10 protein-coding genes are annotated in these 12,374 nt (G+C 73.3%); 3 read left to right on the top strand and 7 right to left on the bottom strand.

Features of this window, described 5'->3' with window-relative positions; all coding sequences use genetic code 11:
• Positions 1–28: 28 nt before the first annotated feature.
• The 3 genes from ABT034_RS13315 to ABT034_RS13305 are packed head-to-tail and all read right to left on the bottom strand — an operon-like array spanning position 29 to position 4,411.
• Positions 29–1,027, bottom strand: a complete 999-nt coding sequence (locus ABT034_RS13315; protein WP_351214449.1) for a serine/threonine-protein kinase — start codon at positions 1,025–1,027, stop codon at positions 29–31.
• On the bottom strand, positions 1,027–1,767 hold the full coding sequence (locus ABT034_RS13310) for an SH3 domain-containing protein (RefSeq protein WP_351214448.1): 741 nt from the start codon (positions 1,765–1,767) through the stop codon (positions 1,027–1,029). The genes ABT034_RS13315 and ABT034_RS13310 overlap by 1 nt, the downstream gene beginning before the upstream one ends.
• 4 nt (positions 1,768–1,771) lie before the next feature.
• A complete protein-coding gene (locus tag ABT034_RS13305) occupies positions 1,772–4,411 on the bottom strand; it encodes an FHA domain-containing protein (RefSeq protein WP_351214446.1) in 2,640 nt (879 codons plus the stop codon).
• Positions 4,412–4,513: 102 nt separating this feature from the next.
• Between ABT034_RS13305 and ABT034_RS13300 the strand changes: the two genes are divergently transcribed.
• Complete coding sequence (locus tag ABT034_RS13300) at positions 4,514–5,170, top strand: TetR/AcrR family transcriptional regulator (protein WP_351214444.1); 657 nt, start codon at positions 4,514–4,516, stop codon at positions 5,168–5,170.
• On the opposite strand, the gene ABT034_RS13295 is transcribed toward ABT034_RS13300, so the two are convergent.
• Both ABT034_RS13295 and ABT034_RS13290 read right to left on the bottom strand, forming a co-directional pair.
• The gene (locus ABT034_RS13295; RefSeq protein WP_351214443.1) at positions 5,134–5,940 is read right to left on the bottom strand and encodes a class II aldolase/adducin family protein; all 807 of its coding nucleotides are present in this window, start codon (positions 5,938–5,940) and stop codon (positions 5,134–5,136) included. The genes ABT034_RS13300 and ABT034_RS13295 overlap by 37 nt on opposite strands.
• Before the next feature lie 98 nt (positions 5,941–6,038).
• Positions 6,039–6,866 carry a DUF3626 domain-containing protein gene (locus ABT034_RS13290; protein ID WP_351214441.1) on the bottom strand — a complete coding sequence of 276 codons (828 nt, stop codon included), beginning with the start codon at positions 6,864–6,866 and terminating at the stop codon, positions 6,039–6,041.
• 137 nt (positions 6,867–7,003) lie between these two features.
• Between ABT034_RS13290 and ABT034_RS13285 the strand changes: the two genes are divergently transcribed.
• Positions 7,004–7,672 carry a ThuA domain-containing protein gene (locus ABT034_RS13285; RefSeq protein ID WP_351214439.1) on the top strand — a complete coding sequence of 223 codons (669 nt, stop codon included), beginning with the start codon at positions 7,004–7,006 and terminating at the stop codon, positions 7,670–7,672.
• A 151-nt stretch (positions 7,673–7,823) separates the two neighbouring features.
• On the top strand, positions 7,824–9,221 hold the full coding sequence (locus ABT034_RS13280; RefSeq protein WP_351214437.1) for an NADP-dependent succinic semialdehyde dehydrogenase: 1,398 nt from the start codon (positions 7,824–7,826) through the stop codon (positions 9,219–9,221).
• 27 nt (positions 9,222–9,248) lie between these two features.
• Here the strand turns inward: ABT034_RS13280 and ABT034_RS13275 are convergent, their stop codons facing one another.
• Both ABT034_RS13275 and ABT034_RS13270 read right to left on the bottom strand, forming a co-directional pair.
• Positions 9,249–10,274 carry a PHP domain-containing protein gene (locus ABT034_RS13275; RefSeq protein ID WP_351214435.1) on the bottom strand — a complete coding sequence of 342 codons (1,026 nt, stop codon included), beginning with the start codon at positions 10,272–10,274 and terminating at the stop codon, positions 9,249–9,251.
• 11 nt (positions 10,275–10,285) lie between these two features.
• On the bottom strand, positions 10,286–12,370 hold the full coding sequence (locus ABT034_RS13270) for a SpoIIE family protein phosphatase (RefSeq protein WP_351214433.1): 2,085 nt from the start codon (positions 12,368–12,370) through the stop codon (positions 10,286–10,288).
• Positions 12,371–12,374 lie beyond the last annotated feature (4 nt).

Below are 12,374 nucleotides of genomic sequence, written 5' to 3'. Positions count from 1 at the left end.
CGAGGCCCTACAGCTCCCGGACGAGGCCCTACAGCTCCCGGAACACCGGCCGCGCCCACACCGGCGGGTCCCGCGGCGGCCCGAGGGGCTCGGGGCCCTTCGTCCCCACCGGCCCCGTCCCGCCGCCCCCGGAGCCGAGCGCGGCGAGCGCGGCGCGCAGCTCCGCGACGAACTCCAGGCACGTCCCGTACCGCTCCTCGGGCGTCTTCGCCAGCGCCCTCGCGAACACCGCGTCCGCAGCCTCCGGCAACCCGGGCCGTACCTCGGAGAGCGGCGGCGGCGGGTCGTACTGCTGCGCCCACAGCACCGCCCAGTCGGTGTCACGGCGGAACGGCGGCGCTCCCACCAGGGTCTCGAAGACCACGCACGCCAGGCTGTACACGTCGCACCGGCCGTCCACCGGCTTCCCCGAGATCTGCTCGGGCGCCACGTAGTCGAGGGTGCCGACGAACTCGCCCACCGTCGTGAAGCCGGTGAGCGACAGCGACTTCTTCGTCAGGCCGAAGTCCGTGAGGTACACGTGCTCCGGATGGTCGCGGTCCGTACCTTCGGCGACCAGGATGTTGCCGGGCTTCACATCCCGGTGCACGAGGTCGTGCGCGTGCGCCGCGTCGAGGGCCGAGGCGATCTGTACGGCGATCCGACCCGCCTTCACCGGTGGCAGCGGCCCCTCCCGGTCGAGCAGCGCCACCAGGTCCTGCCCCGCCACGTACCGCATGGCGATGTACAGCACGCCCTCCGTCTCGCCCGCCTCGAAGACCGGCACGATGTGCGGGTGGTCGATGGAGGCGGCGACCCGCGACTCGTGCGCGAAGCGCTTGCGGAAGGTGTCGTTACGGGCCAGCTCGGGGGCGAGCAGCTTCAGCGCCACCGTCCTGCCGAGCCGCAGGTCCCGCGCCCGGTAGACGACCGCCATCCCGCCGCGCCCGATCTCGCCCTCCACGCGGTAGCCCGCGACCTCCTTGCCGAGGAGCCCCGAGGGGCGGCCCGCCGGGAGTTCGGGGTCGTCGCGCGGCCCGCCGGCCATCAGCCCTCACCGACCGGTCCGGTGGGCGGCCGCTCCACGACCTGCGTCGGCGGTGGCGCGGCGGCGGGCGGGCGTTCCACGACCTGCGTCGGCGGTGGCGGCCCGGCGGCGGCGGACGGGTCGCCCCGCACCGCCACCTGCGTCGGCTTGTGCACGGGGGGAGTGGGGCCGGACCGTTCCTCAGGGGTCTTCTCGGGTGCGGACGCGGATCCGGCGACGGCGGGGGAGGAGGCGACCGAGGGCGCGGCCGAAGCGGCGTACGTACTGAGCCCCACGCCGTCGCAGTACACCCAGCGCTCGTGCTCCGCGTCGTACAGCCACACGGACTCGCCGTCGACGACCATGCCCACCCGCAGGCCCCGGGTCCGCAGCCGGAAGTGCTCGCCGTCGAGACGGCCCGCCCCCAGCTCCTCGGCGGCGCGCCGGTAGCGGCCGAGCGCGTCCTCCGCGCGGGCGATCAGCGGGCGCGGGTCGGCGGTCCTGGTGAGCGGCCTTCCCGCCGCCGGAGGGTCGTCGGGAACGGAGACGAGGAGGCGGGCGTCGACCCACGCCGTCCAGCCGTTGGAACACTGGACCCGCCCCCAGTCGCCGGTCCGCTCCTCCAGGCGCACCGGCAGGAACCCGTCAAGCGGCACCGTGGGCAGCGCCGGGTCCGGCGCCTCCCAGGCGGCGAGACCGGCACGCGGTACGACGTGGGTGGGCCGGAAGTCCGGCAGGTACTCGAACACGGGGACGCTCACGGGCCTACCTCCGCATGACGACCGGCTCGTGGCGGCGCAGCAGCCGGGCCACGAGAAGGCCGAGGACGAGACAGAGCAGCACCATCATGCCCATGTCGAACAACCAGGCCTCCGCCGTGTGGCGCATCAGCGGATCAGCCGTCTTGTCGCTCGGCGCGACCTCCCCGATGTCGATCGTCGCGCCCATCGCCGCGAACGCCCACCGCGAGGGCACCAGCCAGGCCAGCTGCTCCAGGACCGGCGTGCCCCGTACGGTCAGGAGCGCCCCGCAGAACACCACCTGCACGATGGCGAGGAGGACGAGCAGCGGCATCGTTACCTCCTCCTTGCGGACCAGGGCCGAGACGAGCAGACCGAGCATCATCGCGGTGAAGGAGAGCAGCGCGACGGCGAGCGTGATCTCCACGAGCGGAGGCAGCAGGACGCCCTTGCCGCCGGGCACGTTCAGCGGCACGCCGATCAGGGCCACCAGGGTGAGGACGACCGCCTGCACCACCGTGATCAGGCCGAGGACGACCACCTTGGAGGCGAGGTACGCGGAGCGGGACAGGCCCACGGCTCTCTCGCGCCGGTAGATCGTGCGTTCCTTGACCAGTTCGCGCACGGCGTTCGCCGCGCCGGTGAGGACTCCGCCCACACAGAGGATGAGCAGGACGTTCAAGGTCGACTCGGGGTTGAGGCTGCCCTCCGAAAGGGCTCTGGCCATCGCGCCCATCACGAACGGCAGCGCGATCATGATGGCGAGGAAGGTGCGGTCGGCGGAGAGCGCCGCCGCGTACCGGCGTACGAGCGTCCGCAGCTGCGAGCCCCAGCTCTGCGCCTTCGGGGGTGGGGCGGGCTCCGGCGGCGGGACGGCCCCGGCTCCTGTCCCGGTCCCGGGTACGGGGACCAGCGGGCGGGCCGTGGCGTCCGCGATGTACCGGCGGTGGAAGCGCGAGGACCCGTACTGACCGGCCCAGTCGCGGTCCCGGTCGTTCTCGAAGGCCTCGAAGGCCTCGGGCCACTGGTCGTAACCGAAGAAGCCGAGGGCGTCTCCTGGCGGCCCGTAGTAGGCGACGCGACCGCCCGGCGCGAGGACGAGCAACCGGTCGCACACGTCCAGACTGAGCACGCTGTGCGTGACCACGACGACCGTACGCCCGTCGTCCGCGAGCCCGCGCAGCATGTGCATCACGGACCGGTCCATGCCCGGGTCGAGGCCGGAGGTCGGCTCGTCGAGGAAGAGCAGCGACGGCTTGGTGAGGAGCTCGAGGGCGACGCTCACCCGCTTGCGCTGGCCGCCGGAGAGGCTGTGGATCGGCTGCTCCGCGCGCTCCACGAGACCCAGCTCGCGGATCACCTCGTCCACCCGGGCCCGCCGCTCGGCCGGGGCGGTGTCCTCGGGGAAGCGCAGCTCGGCGGCGTAACCGAGGGCGCGGCGCACCGTGAGCTGGAGGTGCAGGATGTCGTCCTGCGGGACGAGCCCGATGCGCTGGCGGAGCTCGGCGTAGTCCCGGTACAGGTCACGGCCGTCGTACAGCACCGTGCCCCGGTCGGCGGGGCGTTGGCCGGTGAGCGCGCCGAGGAGCGTCGACTTGCCCGCGCCGGACGGCCCGACGACCCCGAGCAGGCACTTCTGGCCCACCGGGAAGGACACCTCGTCGAGGAGCGTCCGGCGGCCGTGGTCGACGGTGACGGCCAGTTCCTGGACGTCGAGGGAGACCTCGCCGGTGTCGGTGAACTCGACGAGCTGCCCGCCGATCAGACAGAACGCGCAGCGGCCGATGCCGACGATGTCGTCCGGCGTCACGCGGGCGTCGACGACGGGGGCGCCGTTGAGGAAGGTGCCGTTGTGACTGCCGAGGTCATGGATCCAGTACGTGCCGTCCGGCTGGGCACGGAGCTCGGCGTGCCGCCGCGAGACGACGAGGTCGGAGACGACGACGTCGTTCTCGGGGGCGCGGCCGATCCGGATGGTGTGCGCGGGCAACGGCCGCACGGAGGTCGGACGCCGGAAGGTACCGGTGGCGGCGGGATGCGAGACGGAGGGGGGCCGGGGGGCCGCCGCGGGCGGGAGGGGATCGGGCCGGGGGGACTCGGGCCGGGGTGGCGGGGGTGGCGCTTCCGGTACGGGGGGCGGTGGCGTTACGGCCGGGGGCTCCGGTACGGCGGCCGGAGGTTCCGGTACGACCGCCGGGGGCTCCGGTACGCCGACCGGCGTATCCGGCGCTCCGGCCGGGGGTTCCGGTACGCCGACCAGCTCCGGTGCTACGGCCGGAGGTTCGGGTACGGCGGCCGGCGTATCCGGTACGGGGAGGGGTCCCGGCACAGCAGACGGTGTCGCCGCCGAGAACACCGCGCGCGGCCCGTCCTCCGGGTGCCCGAACCGTACGATCGTCCCGGGGCGCACCTCCCGGGTTCCGGCCACGCGAAGGCCGTCGTCCGTGTAGGTGCCGTTCGTGCTGCCCTCGTCCGCCAGGGTCCAGTGGCCGTCGGCGGCGCTGAGCACCGCGTGATGCCAGGACGCCCGTGCGTCCGCGAGGACGACGTCGCTGGTGGGGTCTCGTCCGACGCGGTAGACGCGGCCCGGCGTCATGCGCGTCGCGTCCCCCTCGATCTCGAGAACCAGGTCAGGCGCCGCGGGCGCGACGGGTCGCTCTCCCATGGGTGAATTTTATCCGCCGGTGCTCATCCGTGCCCGGGATGGGACCGCCGGTAGGGTGGGCGTCCGCCGCAGCGGCGGCGCCCGACGAAGGAGGAAGCACCCGTGCCGAAAGGTGTCACCAGGCGGCGGCCCCGTACCCGCGCGGCGCTCCTGAAGGCCGCCCTGGAGACCTTCGCCGAGCACGGCTTCCACGCGACGACGATCGAGCAGATCTGTGAGCGCGCCGGCTACACGAGAGGCGCGTACTACTCGAACTTCGCGAGCAAGGAGGAACTCTTCCTCGCTCTCTTCGACGAACACAGCGACCGGACCGTGCGGCGGCTGGCCGAGGCGATCGACGCGCTGTCGGCGGAGGAGTACACGCTGACGCGGCTCGCGGAGCTCGCCGCCCGCGTCGAGGCGGACGAGCGGGACTGGTACCTGGTCACCACGGAGTTCACCCTGCACGCCATCCGCGACCCGCAGGCCGCCTGGGTGCTCGCCCGCCACGACGAGCGGCTGCGGGCCGAGATCGCCCGCGGGCTGACGCTCGTGCTGCGGCGGGCGGGGCGCGAACTGACCGTGGACGCCGACCGGTTCGCGCGGCTTCTCATCGCCCTGCGCGAGGGGGGTCTCGCGCAGAGCTATGTGGAACCGGACGTGCTGCCGCCCGGCAGCCTGGAACGGCAGTTCCTCGCCCCGCTCCTGGAGGCGTCGACGCGGGAGATCCCCGCCCCGGCGGATCAGTCGAAGAGGTCGGGGTCGGACGCGGTGATCTGATCCCAGAGCGGGCGCGCCTGGAACCAGCCGGCCAGATGACCGCCGACCTGGCCCCGGGTGAGGAGGGCCGTCTCCCGGTCGATGAGCTGCGGGGTGCCCGCCGCCATCGCGAGGAGCTGCGCCTGGCAGGAGCGCTCCATGGTGACGAACCACCAGACGGCCTCGGCGACGGAGTGGCCGACCGTGAGCAGGCCGTGGTTCTTGAGGATGACCGCCTTGTGGTCGCCGAGGGCCTTGGCGACCCGCTCGCCCTCCTCGGTCTCGTTCACGACGCCCCGGTAGTCGTCGTAGATCCCGTGGTCCTCGAAGAACGCGCAGGCGTCCTGGGTGATCGGGGCGAGCGGGATGCCGAGGCTGGAGAACGCCTTGCCGTGGAGGGAGTGCGAGTGCGCGGCGGCGACCGCGTCCGGCCGGGCGGCGTGGACCCGCGAGTGGATGACGAACGCGGCCCGGTTGACGGGCCGGCGCCCCTCGATGACGGTCCCCTCGTGGTCCACCAGGATGAGGTCGGAGGCCTTGATCTGGCCGAAGCTCATGCCGAAGGGGTTGACCCAGAAGGCGTTCGGTTCGCCGGGGTCGCGGACGGTGATGTGCCCGGCGACCCCTTCGGAGAACCCGAACCTTCCGAAGATCCGGAACCCGGCGGCGAGTTGCTCCTTCCGGTACCGCCGCTCCTCCTCGACGGAGCCGAAGGTGGGCGGCAGCGGCAGGACCACCCCGTCGGGCAACGCTCCGACGACGGCGGCGAGCGCGGGAGGCACGGTGCTCATGACGGCTCCTCGGTGAGCGGGTGGGGCACGGCGCGCCAAAAGATACAGAGGTGCATCCGATACGACAACGGACGGCGGCCGGCTCCGTGCCGCCGGGATCAGACCGCCGGCGCCCCGAACCGGGCCACGCAGTGCCAGAGCTTCTTCACGTCCTGCGGGTCGTACCGCCCCGAGCCGGCCGCCTCCTGCACGATCGCGGCGTCGAGCCATCCGTCGACGGCGACCCGGGCGCCGAGTTCCACGTACGCGGGCCCCCGGAATCCGGGATGACGGCGCAGTTCGCCGACGGAGAGGCGGAAGCCGCCGTGCCACTCGACGGGACACGGCGCCAGCCGAGCGGCCGCCTCCACCTCCGTGCCCTTGTGACTCGGATCCAGGACGAGCGCTTCCACATCGCGCCCGATCACCACCGGTCCGTGCACCTGCGCCTCGATGTAGTCGTCGAGCGGATCCTTGTCGTCGGCCTCGGCGAGGGCGACCAGGCGCATCCGGGACGCGACGCCGAAGTCCACGGGTTCCAAGAAGCTGTCCGGATAGCAGAAGGTGGTGCGCTCCAGGGCGGCGGCTGTCAGACGCAGATGGGCGGAGCCGAAGCGAGGAGCGGCACCGAAGGGGCGGTGGCGGAAGTTCAGGGCGCCGTAGACCGGGCGCGTGTGCGCGGGTGCCTCGTCGTACGCCCCGCCGAAGATACGGCTCTCCCACCGCCACCGGTCTCCGCCGGGCCGGGCCGTGAGCCCGCCGTTGCTCGTGCCGGTGACGAACTGGGAGCGGTACACCCCCTCGTCCGCGAGTCGGCGGAGGAAATGCGGGTGGAAGTTGAGGGTGACCCGCAGGGAGGGGTCGAGCGCGTCTCCCGTGGAGCCGTCGGCCACATGGGCGAGGGCCTTCCTGGCGTGGGCGAGACCGGGGGCGTCGAGCGGTGTCATCCGGGCAGTGTGCCGGAGGGGCGGGGGTTGCGGCCCGGGGTTTTCGGTGGCTACGGTCGACGGGTGGGGAAAGCGCTTACTCTCTAGGGTCACCCGCCTGCCGCCCCGCCCCTCCCGCCGCCTCTGGAGTCCGCACCGTGTCCACCGCCGACGTCCTGATCTACACCCGCACCGCGGGCTACCGCCACGAGTCCATCCCCGACGGCGCCGCCGCGCTCTCCGAGCTCGCTCGGGAGCTCGGGCGGACGGCCGAGGTCACCGAGGATCCGGGTGCTTTCCATCCGGGGCGTCTGGCCGCGTGCGCCGTCGTCGTGCTGTTGTCCACGACCGGGAACGTCCTGACGCCCGAAGGCCGCGCCGCCTTCGAGGCGTACCTGCGAGGCGGTGGCGCGCTGCTCGCCGTCCACGCCGCGGCGAACGCCGAACCGGACTGGCCCTTCTACGGCGAACTGCTCGGCACCCGCTTCGACGGCCACCCCGAGGTCCAGCCCGGAGTCGTCCTCGTCGACGGCCACGACCATCCGGCGACCGCCCCGCTCCCGGACCGCTGGGCCTGGACCGACGAGTGGTACAACTTCACCTCCCACCCGAGCAGCACAGGCGCCGACCGCGTACGGATCCTCGCCCGGGCCGACGAGTCCACCTACCGCGGCGGCACCCACGGAGAAGACCACCCGCTCGTCTGGTGCCGGGACGTGGACCGGGGCCGTGTCTTCTTCACCGCCCTCGGACACGCTCCGGAGGCCTACCGCGACCCCGTCTTCCGCGCACACCTCTCCGGCGCCCTCGCCTGGCTGACCGCCTGACACGCCCCGCGCCCCCACCCCCCGGTCACCCCACCGCCCCGCCCCTGTTGCGCTCCGCCGTGCTTGGCGGAAGGTTGCAGACGGGGGACCGGGGCAGGTGCAGACGGGGGCAGGGACACAGACGGGGACGGACGGCAGGAGGAGGCAGGGCATGGGCATCGCCAGCGTGAACCCCGCGACCGGCGAGACGCTGCGTACCTACGAGGCCCACGGGCCCGAGGAGGTCGAGCGGCGGATCGCCGCCGCCCACGAGGCGTACCGCCAGTACCGCACCACCTCCTTCGCCGAACGCGCCCGCCTCATGCGTGCCGCAGCAAGCCTCCTCGACGAGGACACCGAGGACATCGCCCGCACGATGACCGTCGAGATGGGCAAGCCGATCGCCGCCGCCCGCGCGGAGGCCGGCAAGTGCGCCAAGGCCATGCGCTGGTACGCCCGTAACGCGGAGGAGCTGCTCGCCGACGAGCACCCGGCCGAGAGCGACGTCCAGGACTCCGGCGCGGACGTGGCCCGCGTCCACTACCGGCCCCTCGGCCCGATCCTCGCCGTGATGCCGTGGAACTTCCCGCTCTGGCAGGTGATCCGCTTCGCCGCCCCCGCCCTCATGGCGGGCAACACCGGCCTCCTCAAGCACGCCTCCAACGTGCCCCAGACCGCGCTCTACCTCGGTGACCTCTTCCGCCGGGCCGGATATCCCGAGGGCTGCTTCCAGACCCTCCTCATCGGCTCCGGCGACGTCGAGACGGTGCTGCGGGACCCCCGCGTCGTCGCCGCCACCCTCACCGGCAGCGAACCGGCCGGCCGGGCCGTCGCCGCCGTCGCGGGCGACGAGGTGAAGAAGACCGTCCTGGAACTCGGCGGCAGCGACCCGTACATCGTCATGCCCTCCGCCGACATCGTCGGCGCCGTGAAGACCGCCGTCACCGCGCGGGTACAGAACAACGGGCAGTCCTGCATCGCCGCCAAACGGTTCATCGTCCACCGGGACGTGTACGACGACTTCTCCGAGCGCTTCACGGCCGCCATGAACGCCCTCACCGTGGGCGACCCCCTCGACGAGTCCACCGACGTCGGCCCCCTCGCCACCGAACAGGGCAGGACCGACCTGGAGGAGCTCGTCGACGACGCCGTACGCCACGGCGCCACCGTCCTGTGCGGCGGCCACCGTCCCGAGACCCCGCAGCTCCGGAACGGCTGGTACTACCGGCCCACCGTCCTCACCGGCATCACCCCGCAGATGCGGATCCACCAGGAGGAGGCCTTCGGCCCGGTCGCCACCGTCTACCCGGTCAGCGACGCCGAGGAGGCCGTGGCCGTCGCCAACGACTCCCCGTTCGGGCTCAGCTCCAACGTCTGGACCCGCTCCCCGGAGGAGCTGGACTTCTTCGTCCGGGACCTGGAGGCCGGCGGCGTCTTCGTCAACGGCATGACCGCCTCCCACCCGGCGCTGCCCTTCGGCGGGATCAAGCGCTCCGGGTACGGACGGGAGCTCGCGGGCCACGGCATCCGCGAGTTCTGCAACCCGACCACCGTCTGGCAGCGAGCCTGACCGCCCGCCCCCCCGCCCCCGGCCCCCTCAGGCCCCTGTCCACTCCAGTAGCCGTTCCGCCGACCAGGTGTTGACCACCCGATCCTCCGGCACCCCGCACTCCTCCGCCCGCGCGCAGCCGATGATCTGCCACTCCAGCTGGCCGGGCGCGTGCGCGTCCGTGTCCACCGCGAAGTACGCCCCCGCCGCCACCGCGATCCGCAGCAGCCGCCGCGGCGGATCGAGCCGCTCCGGGCGGCTGTTGATCTCGACGGCCGTCCCCGCCTCCGCGCACGCGGCGAACACCCGCTCCGCGTCGAACTCGGACTCCGGCCGCAGCCGTCCGCCCGCCACAAGACGGCCCGTGCAGTGCCCGAGGACGTCCATCAGCGGGTCGCGTACCGCCCGTTCGAGCCGCCGGGTCATCGACCTCGCGTCCATCCGGAGCTTCGAGTGGACCGAACCGACCACCAGGTCGAGGCGTTCGAGCAGCTCCGGCTCCTGGTCCAGCGAGCCGTCCTCCAGGATGTCGCACTCGATCCCGGTCAGCAGCCGGAACGGCGCCCACTCCTCGTTCAGCCGCGCCACCACGTCCAGTTGCTCCCGCAGCCGCTCAGGCGACAGACCGCGCGCCACCGTGAGCCGGGGCGAGTGGTCCGTGAGCACCGCCCACTCGTGGCCGAGCTCCGCCGCCGCGCGGCCCATGTCCTCGATCGAGGCTCCGCCGTCCGACCAGTCCGAATGCAGATGGCAGTCGCCGCGCAGGGCCGCCCGCAGCGCCTCGCCGCCGGTCCCCGGCTCGGCCGACCGCAGCGACTCCGCCAGCTCCTCCTCCAGATGGGCCAGATACTCCGGCACCTGCCCCGCCAGCGCCTCGCGCACCACCGCCCCCGTCTTCGGCCCGAGACCCTTCACGGACTCCAGCGTGCCCGCGGCCGCGCGCCCGGCCGCCTCGCCCTCGGGCAGGGCGGCGACCGCGGCGGCGGCCGTACGGAAGGCCTTCGCCCGGTACCCCGGCGCCTGCGCCCGCTCAAGCAGGAACGCGATCCGGTTCAAGGCGGCCACAGGGTCCATGACGTTCCTCCTCAGGCACCGTTCGCCGAGGTGCCGGTCGGCACCGTCGCCGGACCGATCTCGCACCACACGGCCTTGCCCTCGCCGCGCGGTTCGACCCCCCACCGGGAGGCCAGCGCGTCGAGCAGCATCAGCCCACGGCCCGAGGTCGCGGCCTCGCCGGGGGTACGCCGCCGGGGCCACGCGCTCGACCGGTCCTGCACCGAGAGCCGTACCCGCCGCACCGGCTCGGGCAGCACTTCGAGGGTGAGCACCGCACCGCCCTCGGTGTGGAGCAGCACGTTGACGAGCAGCTCGCCCGTCATCAGCTCGGCGTCGTCGGCGAGTTCCGGCATGCCCCAGTCCCGCAACGCCTGCCCGACGGCCGCGCGCGCGTCCGAGAGGCCCTGCGGATCGGCCTGGTGGATGTACTGGTGGATGCGCGGCGCCTTCGGCGTGCCCGGGTCCGGGCTGCGCCGCAGCACCAGCAGCGCCACGTCGTCACCCGAGCCCCAGCGCTCCCACAGCCGCTCGGAGAGGTGGTCGGCGAGCGCCTCCGCCTGCGGCGGGCCGCTCCCGATCGCCTCCGAGAGCGCGGCGAGCCCGGTCTCGATGTCCGAGCCCGGCTGTTCGACGAGACCGTCCGTGCACAGCACGAGGGTCTCCCCGGGCACGAGGTCGAGCCGTGTCTCCGGGAACTCCTCGTCCCCGAAGAAGGTCGCGAGCCCCAGCGGCAGCCCGCCCCGCAGATTGGGCTGTCCGACCCGGCCGTCGGTGTGCCGGATGAGCGGCCCCAGATGCCCCGCCCGCACCGCCCGCAGCGTTCCGCTCCCCAGGTCCACCTGGGCGTACGTGCAGGTGGCGAAGCGATTGGTGTCCAGCTCGGCCAGAAACCGGGAGGCCCGGGCCAGCACCGTCGAAGGGGCGTGGCCCTCGCCCGCGTACGCGCGCAGGGCGATCCGCAGCTGCCCCATGATGGCGGCGGCGTGGGTGTCGTGCCCCTGGACGTCGCCCACGACGATCCCGACCCTGCCCCGGGGCAGCGGGATCACGTCGTACCAGTCGCCGCCGACCTGCCGGCCGCTCCACGCCGCGTGGTAGCGCACGGCGATCTCCCCGCCGGTGATCGCCGGGATGCGGCGCGGCAGCATCGTCGCCTGGAGGCCGGTCGCCAGCTCCCGTTCCTCGTCGAAGAGGATCGCCCGCTGGAGCGACTGGGCGACGATCGCCGCGAGCCCGAGCGCGAGGTTGCGCTCGTCGGCGTTGAACGACGTACGGCCCCGGTAGAAGAGGGCCATGCCCCCGAGGGAACGTGCCTGCGCCACCAGCGGCAGATAGCAGGCGGCCCGGAAGTCGAGTTGCGCCAGGTAGGGGGCGAGCTCGGGGAAGTCCCGCCCGAGCGACGGGAACGAGGAGACGAAGCGGGGCCGCCCGCTCAGTACGGCCTCGGCCAGCGGAAGCCCCCGGTCGAGGCGGCGGATGCGGAGGTCGTCGAGGACGTCGAGGGACTCGCCGCTGAGCGCGATGATGTTGAGCGAGCCGTTCTCGACGAGTCCGAGCGCGAGCCCGTCCGCGCCGAGCCGGGCGAGCCCGCCGGGGCCGGTCAGTGCGGCGGTCACGTCGTCGACCGTCACCGCGCGCGACAGGGCGTTCGTCGTCCGCTCGACGATGCTCGTCTGGACCTCGCGCCGCTTCTCCAGTTCCTGGACGAAGGCGAAGCGGGTGACCTCGGCGGTGGTGTCCCGCACGACGCCGACGATCCGCCGGGCCCAGCCGTCGGGCGAGCGCAGGATCCGGGCCTGCACATGGATCCAATGGGGTGGTCCGTCGTCCTGCGGGATGGGGAAGTGCGCGGTGTACGAGACCTCGCCGCCGGTGACCGCCTGCCGCACGACCTCGTCGAGACGGGCCCGCTCCTCGGGGACGAGCCGCACCACGAGCGTCTCCGGACGCCCGTCGAAGGCGTCCGGTGACAGCCCGAAGACCAGCAGCCCGGACGTGTCGACATCGATGGTGCCCGTGTCGAGATCCCAGTCGAAGCTGCCGGTCCTGTTCATGGCGAGCCACTCGGCGGGCCCGATCTCGCCATTGCGCGGAGGCCGGTCTTCATCGGTCATCCTC

Origin of the sequence: Streptomyces sp. NPDC002773 (assembly GCF_040295605.1) — a bacterium.
GTDB lineage: Bacteria > Actinomycetota > Actinomycetes > Streptomycetales > Streptomycetaceae > Streptomyces.
The sequence above is the reverse complement of the archived record's forward strand: the minus strand, read 5'-3'. Positions and strand labels throughout refer to the sequence as shown.

What these genes read in the sequence shown, in the direction of transcription:
- ABT034_RS13270 (WP_351214433.1), bottom strand. Translation starts at nt 12,370, where the DNA reads ATGACCGATGAAGACCGGCCTCCGCGCAATGGCGAGATCGGGCCCGCC.
- ABT034_RS13280 (WP_351214437.1), top strand. Translation starts at nt 7,824, where the DNA reads ATGGGCATCGCCAGCGTGAACCCCGCGACCGGCGAGACGCTGCGTACC.
- ABT034_RS13305 (WP_351214446.1), bottom strand. Translation starts at nt 4,411, where the DNA reads ATGGGAGAGCGACCCGTCGCGCCCGCGGCGCCTGACCTGGTTCTCGAG.
- ABT034_RS13315 (WP_351214449.1), bottom strand. Translation starts at nt 1,027, where the DNA reads ATGGCCGGCGGGCCGCGCGACGACCCCGAACTCCCGGCGGGCCGCCCC.
- ABT034_RS13275 (WP_351214435.1), bottom strand. Translation starts at nt 10,274, where the DNA reads ATGGACCCTGTGGCCGCCTTGAACCGGATCGCGTTCCTGCTTGAGCGG.
- ABT034_RS13295 (WP_351214443.1), bottom strand. Translation starts at nt 5,940, where the DNA reads ATGAGCACCGTGCCTCCCGCGCTCGCCGCCGTCGTCGGAGCGTTGCCC.
- ABT034_RS13290 (WP_351214441.1), bottom strand. Translation starts at nt 6,866, where the DNA reads ATGACACCGCTCGACGCCCCCGGTCTCGCCCACGCCAGGAAGGCCCTC.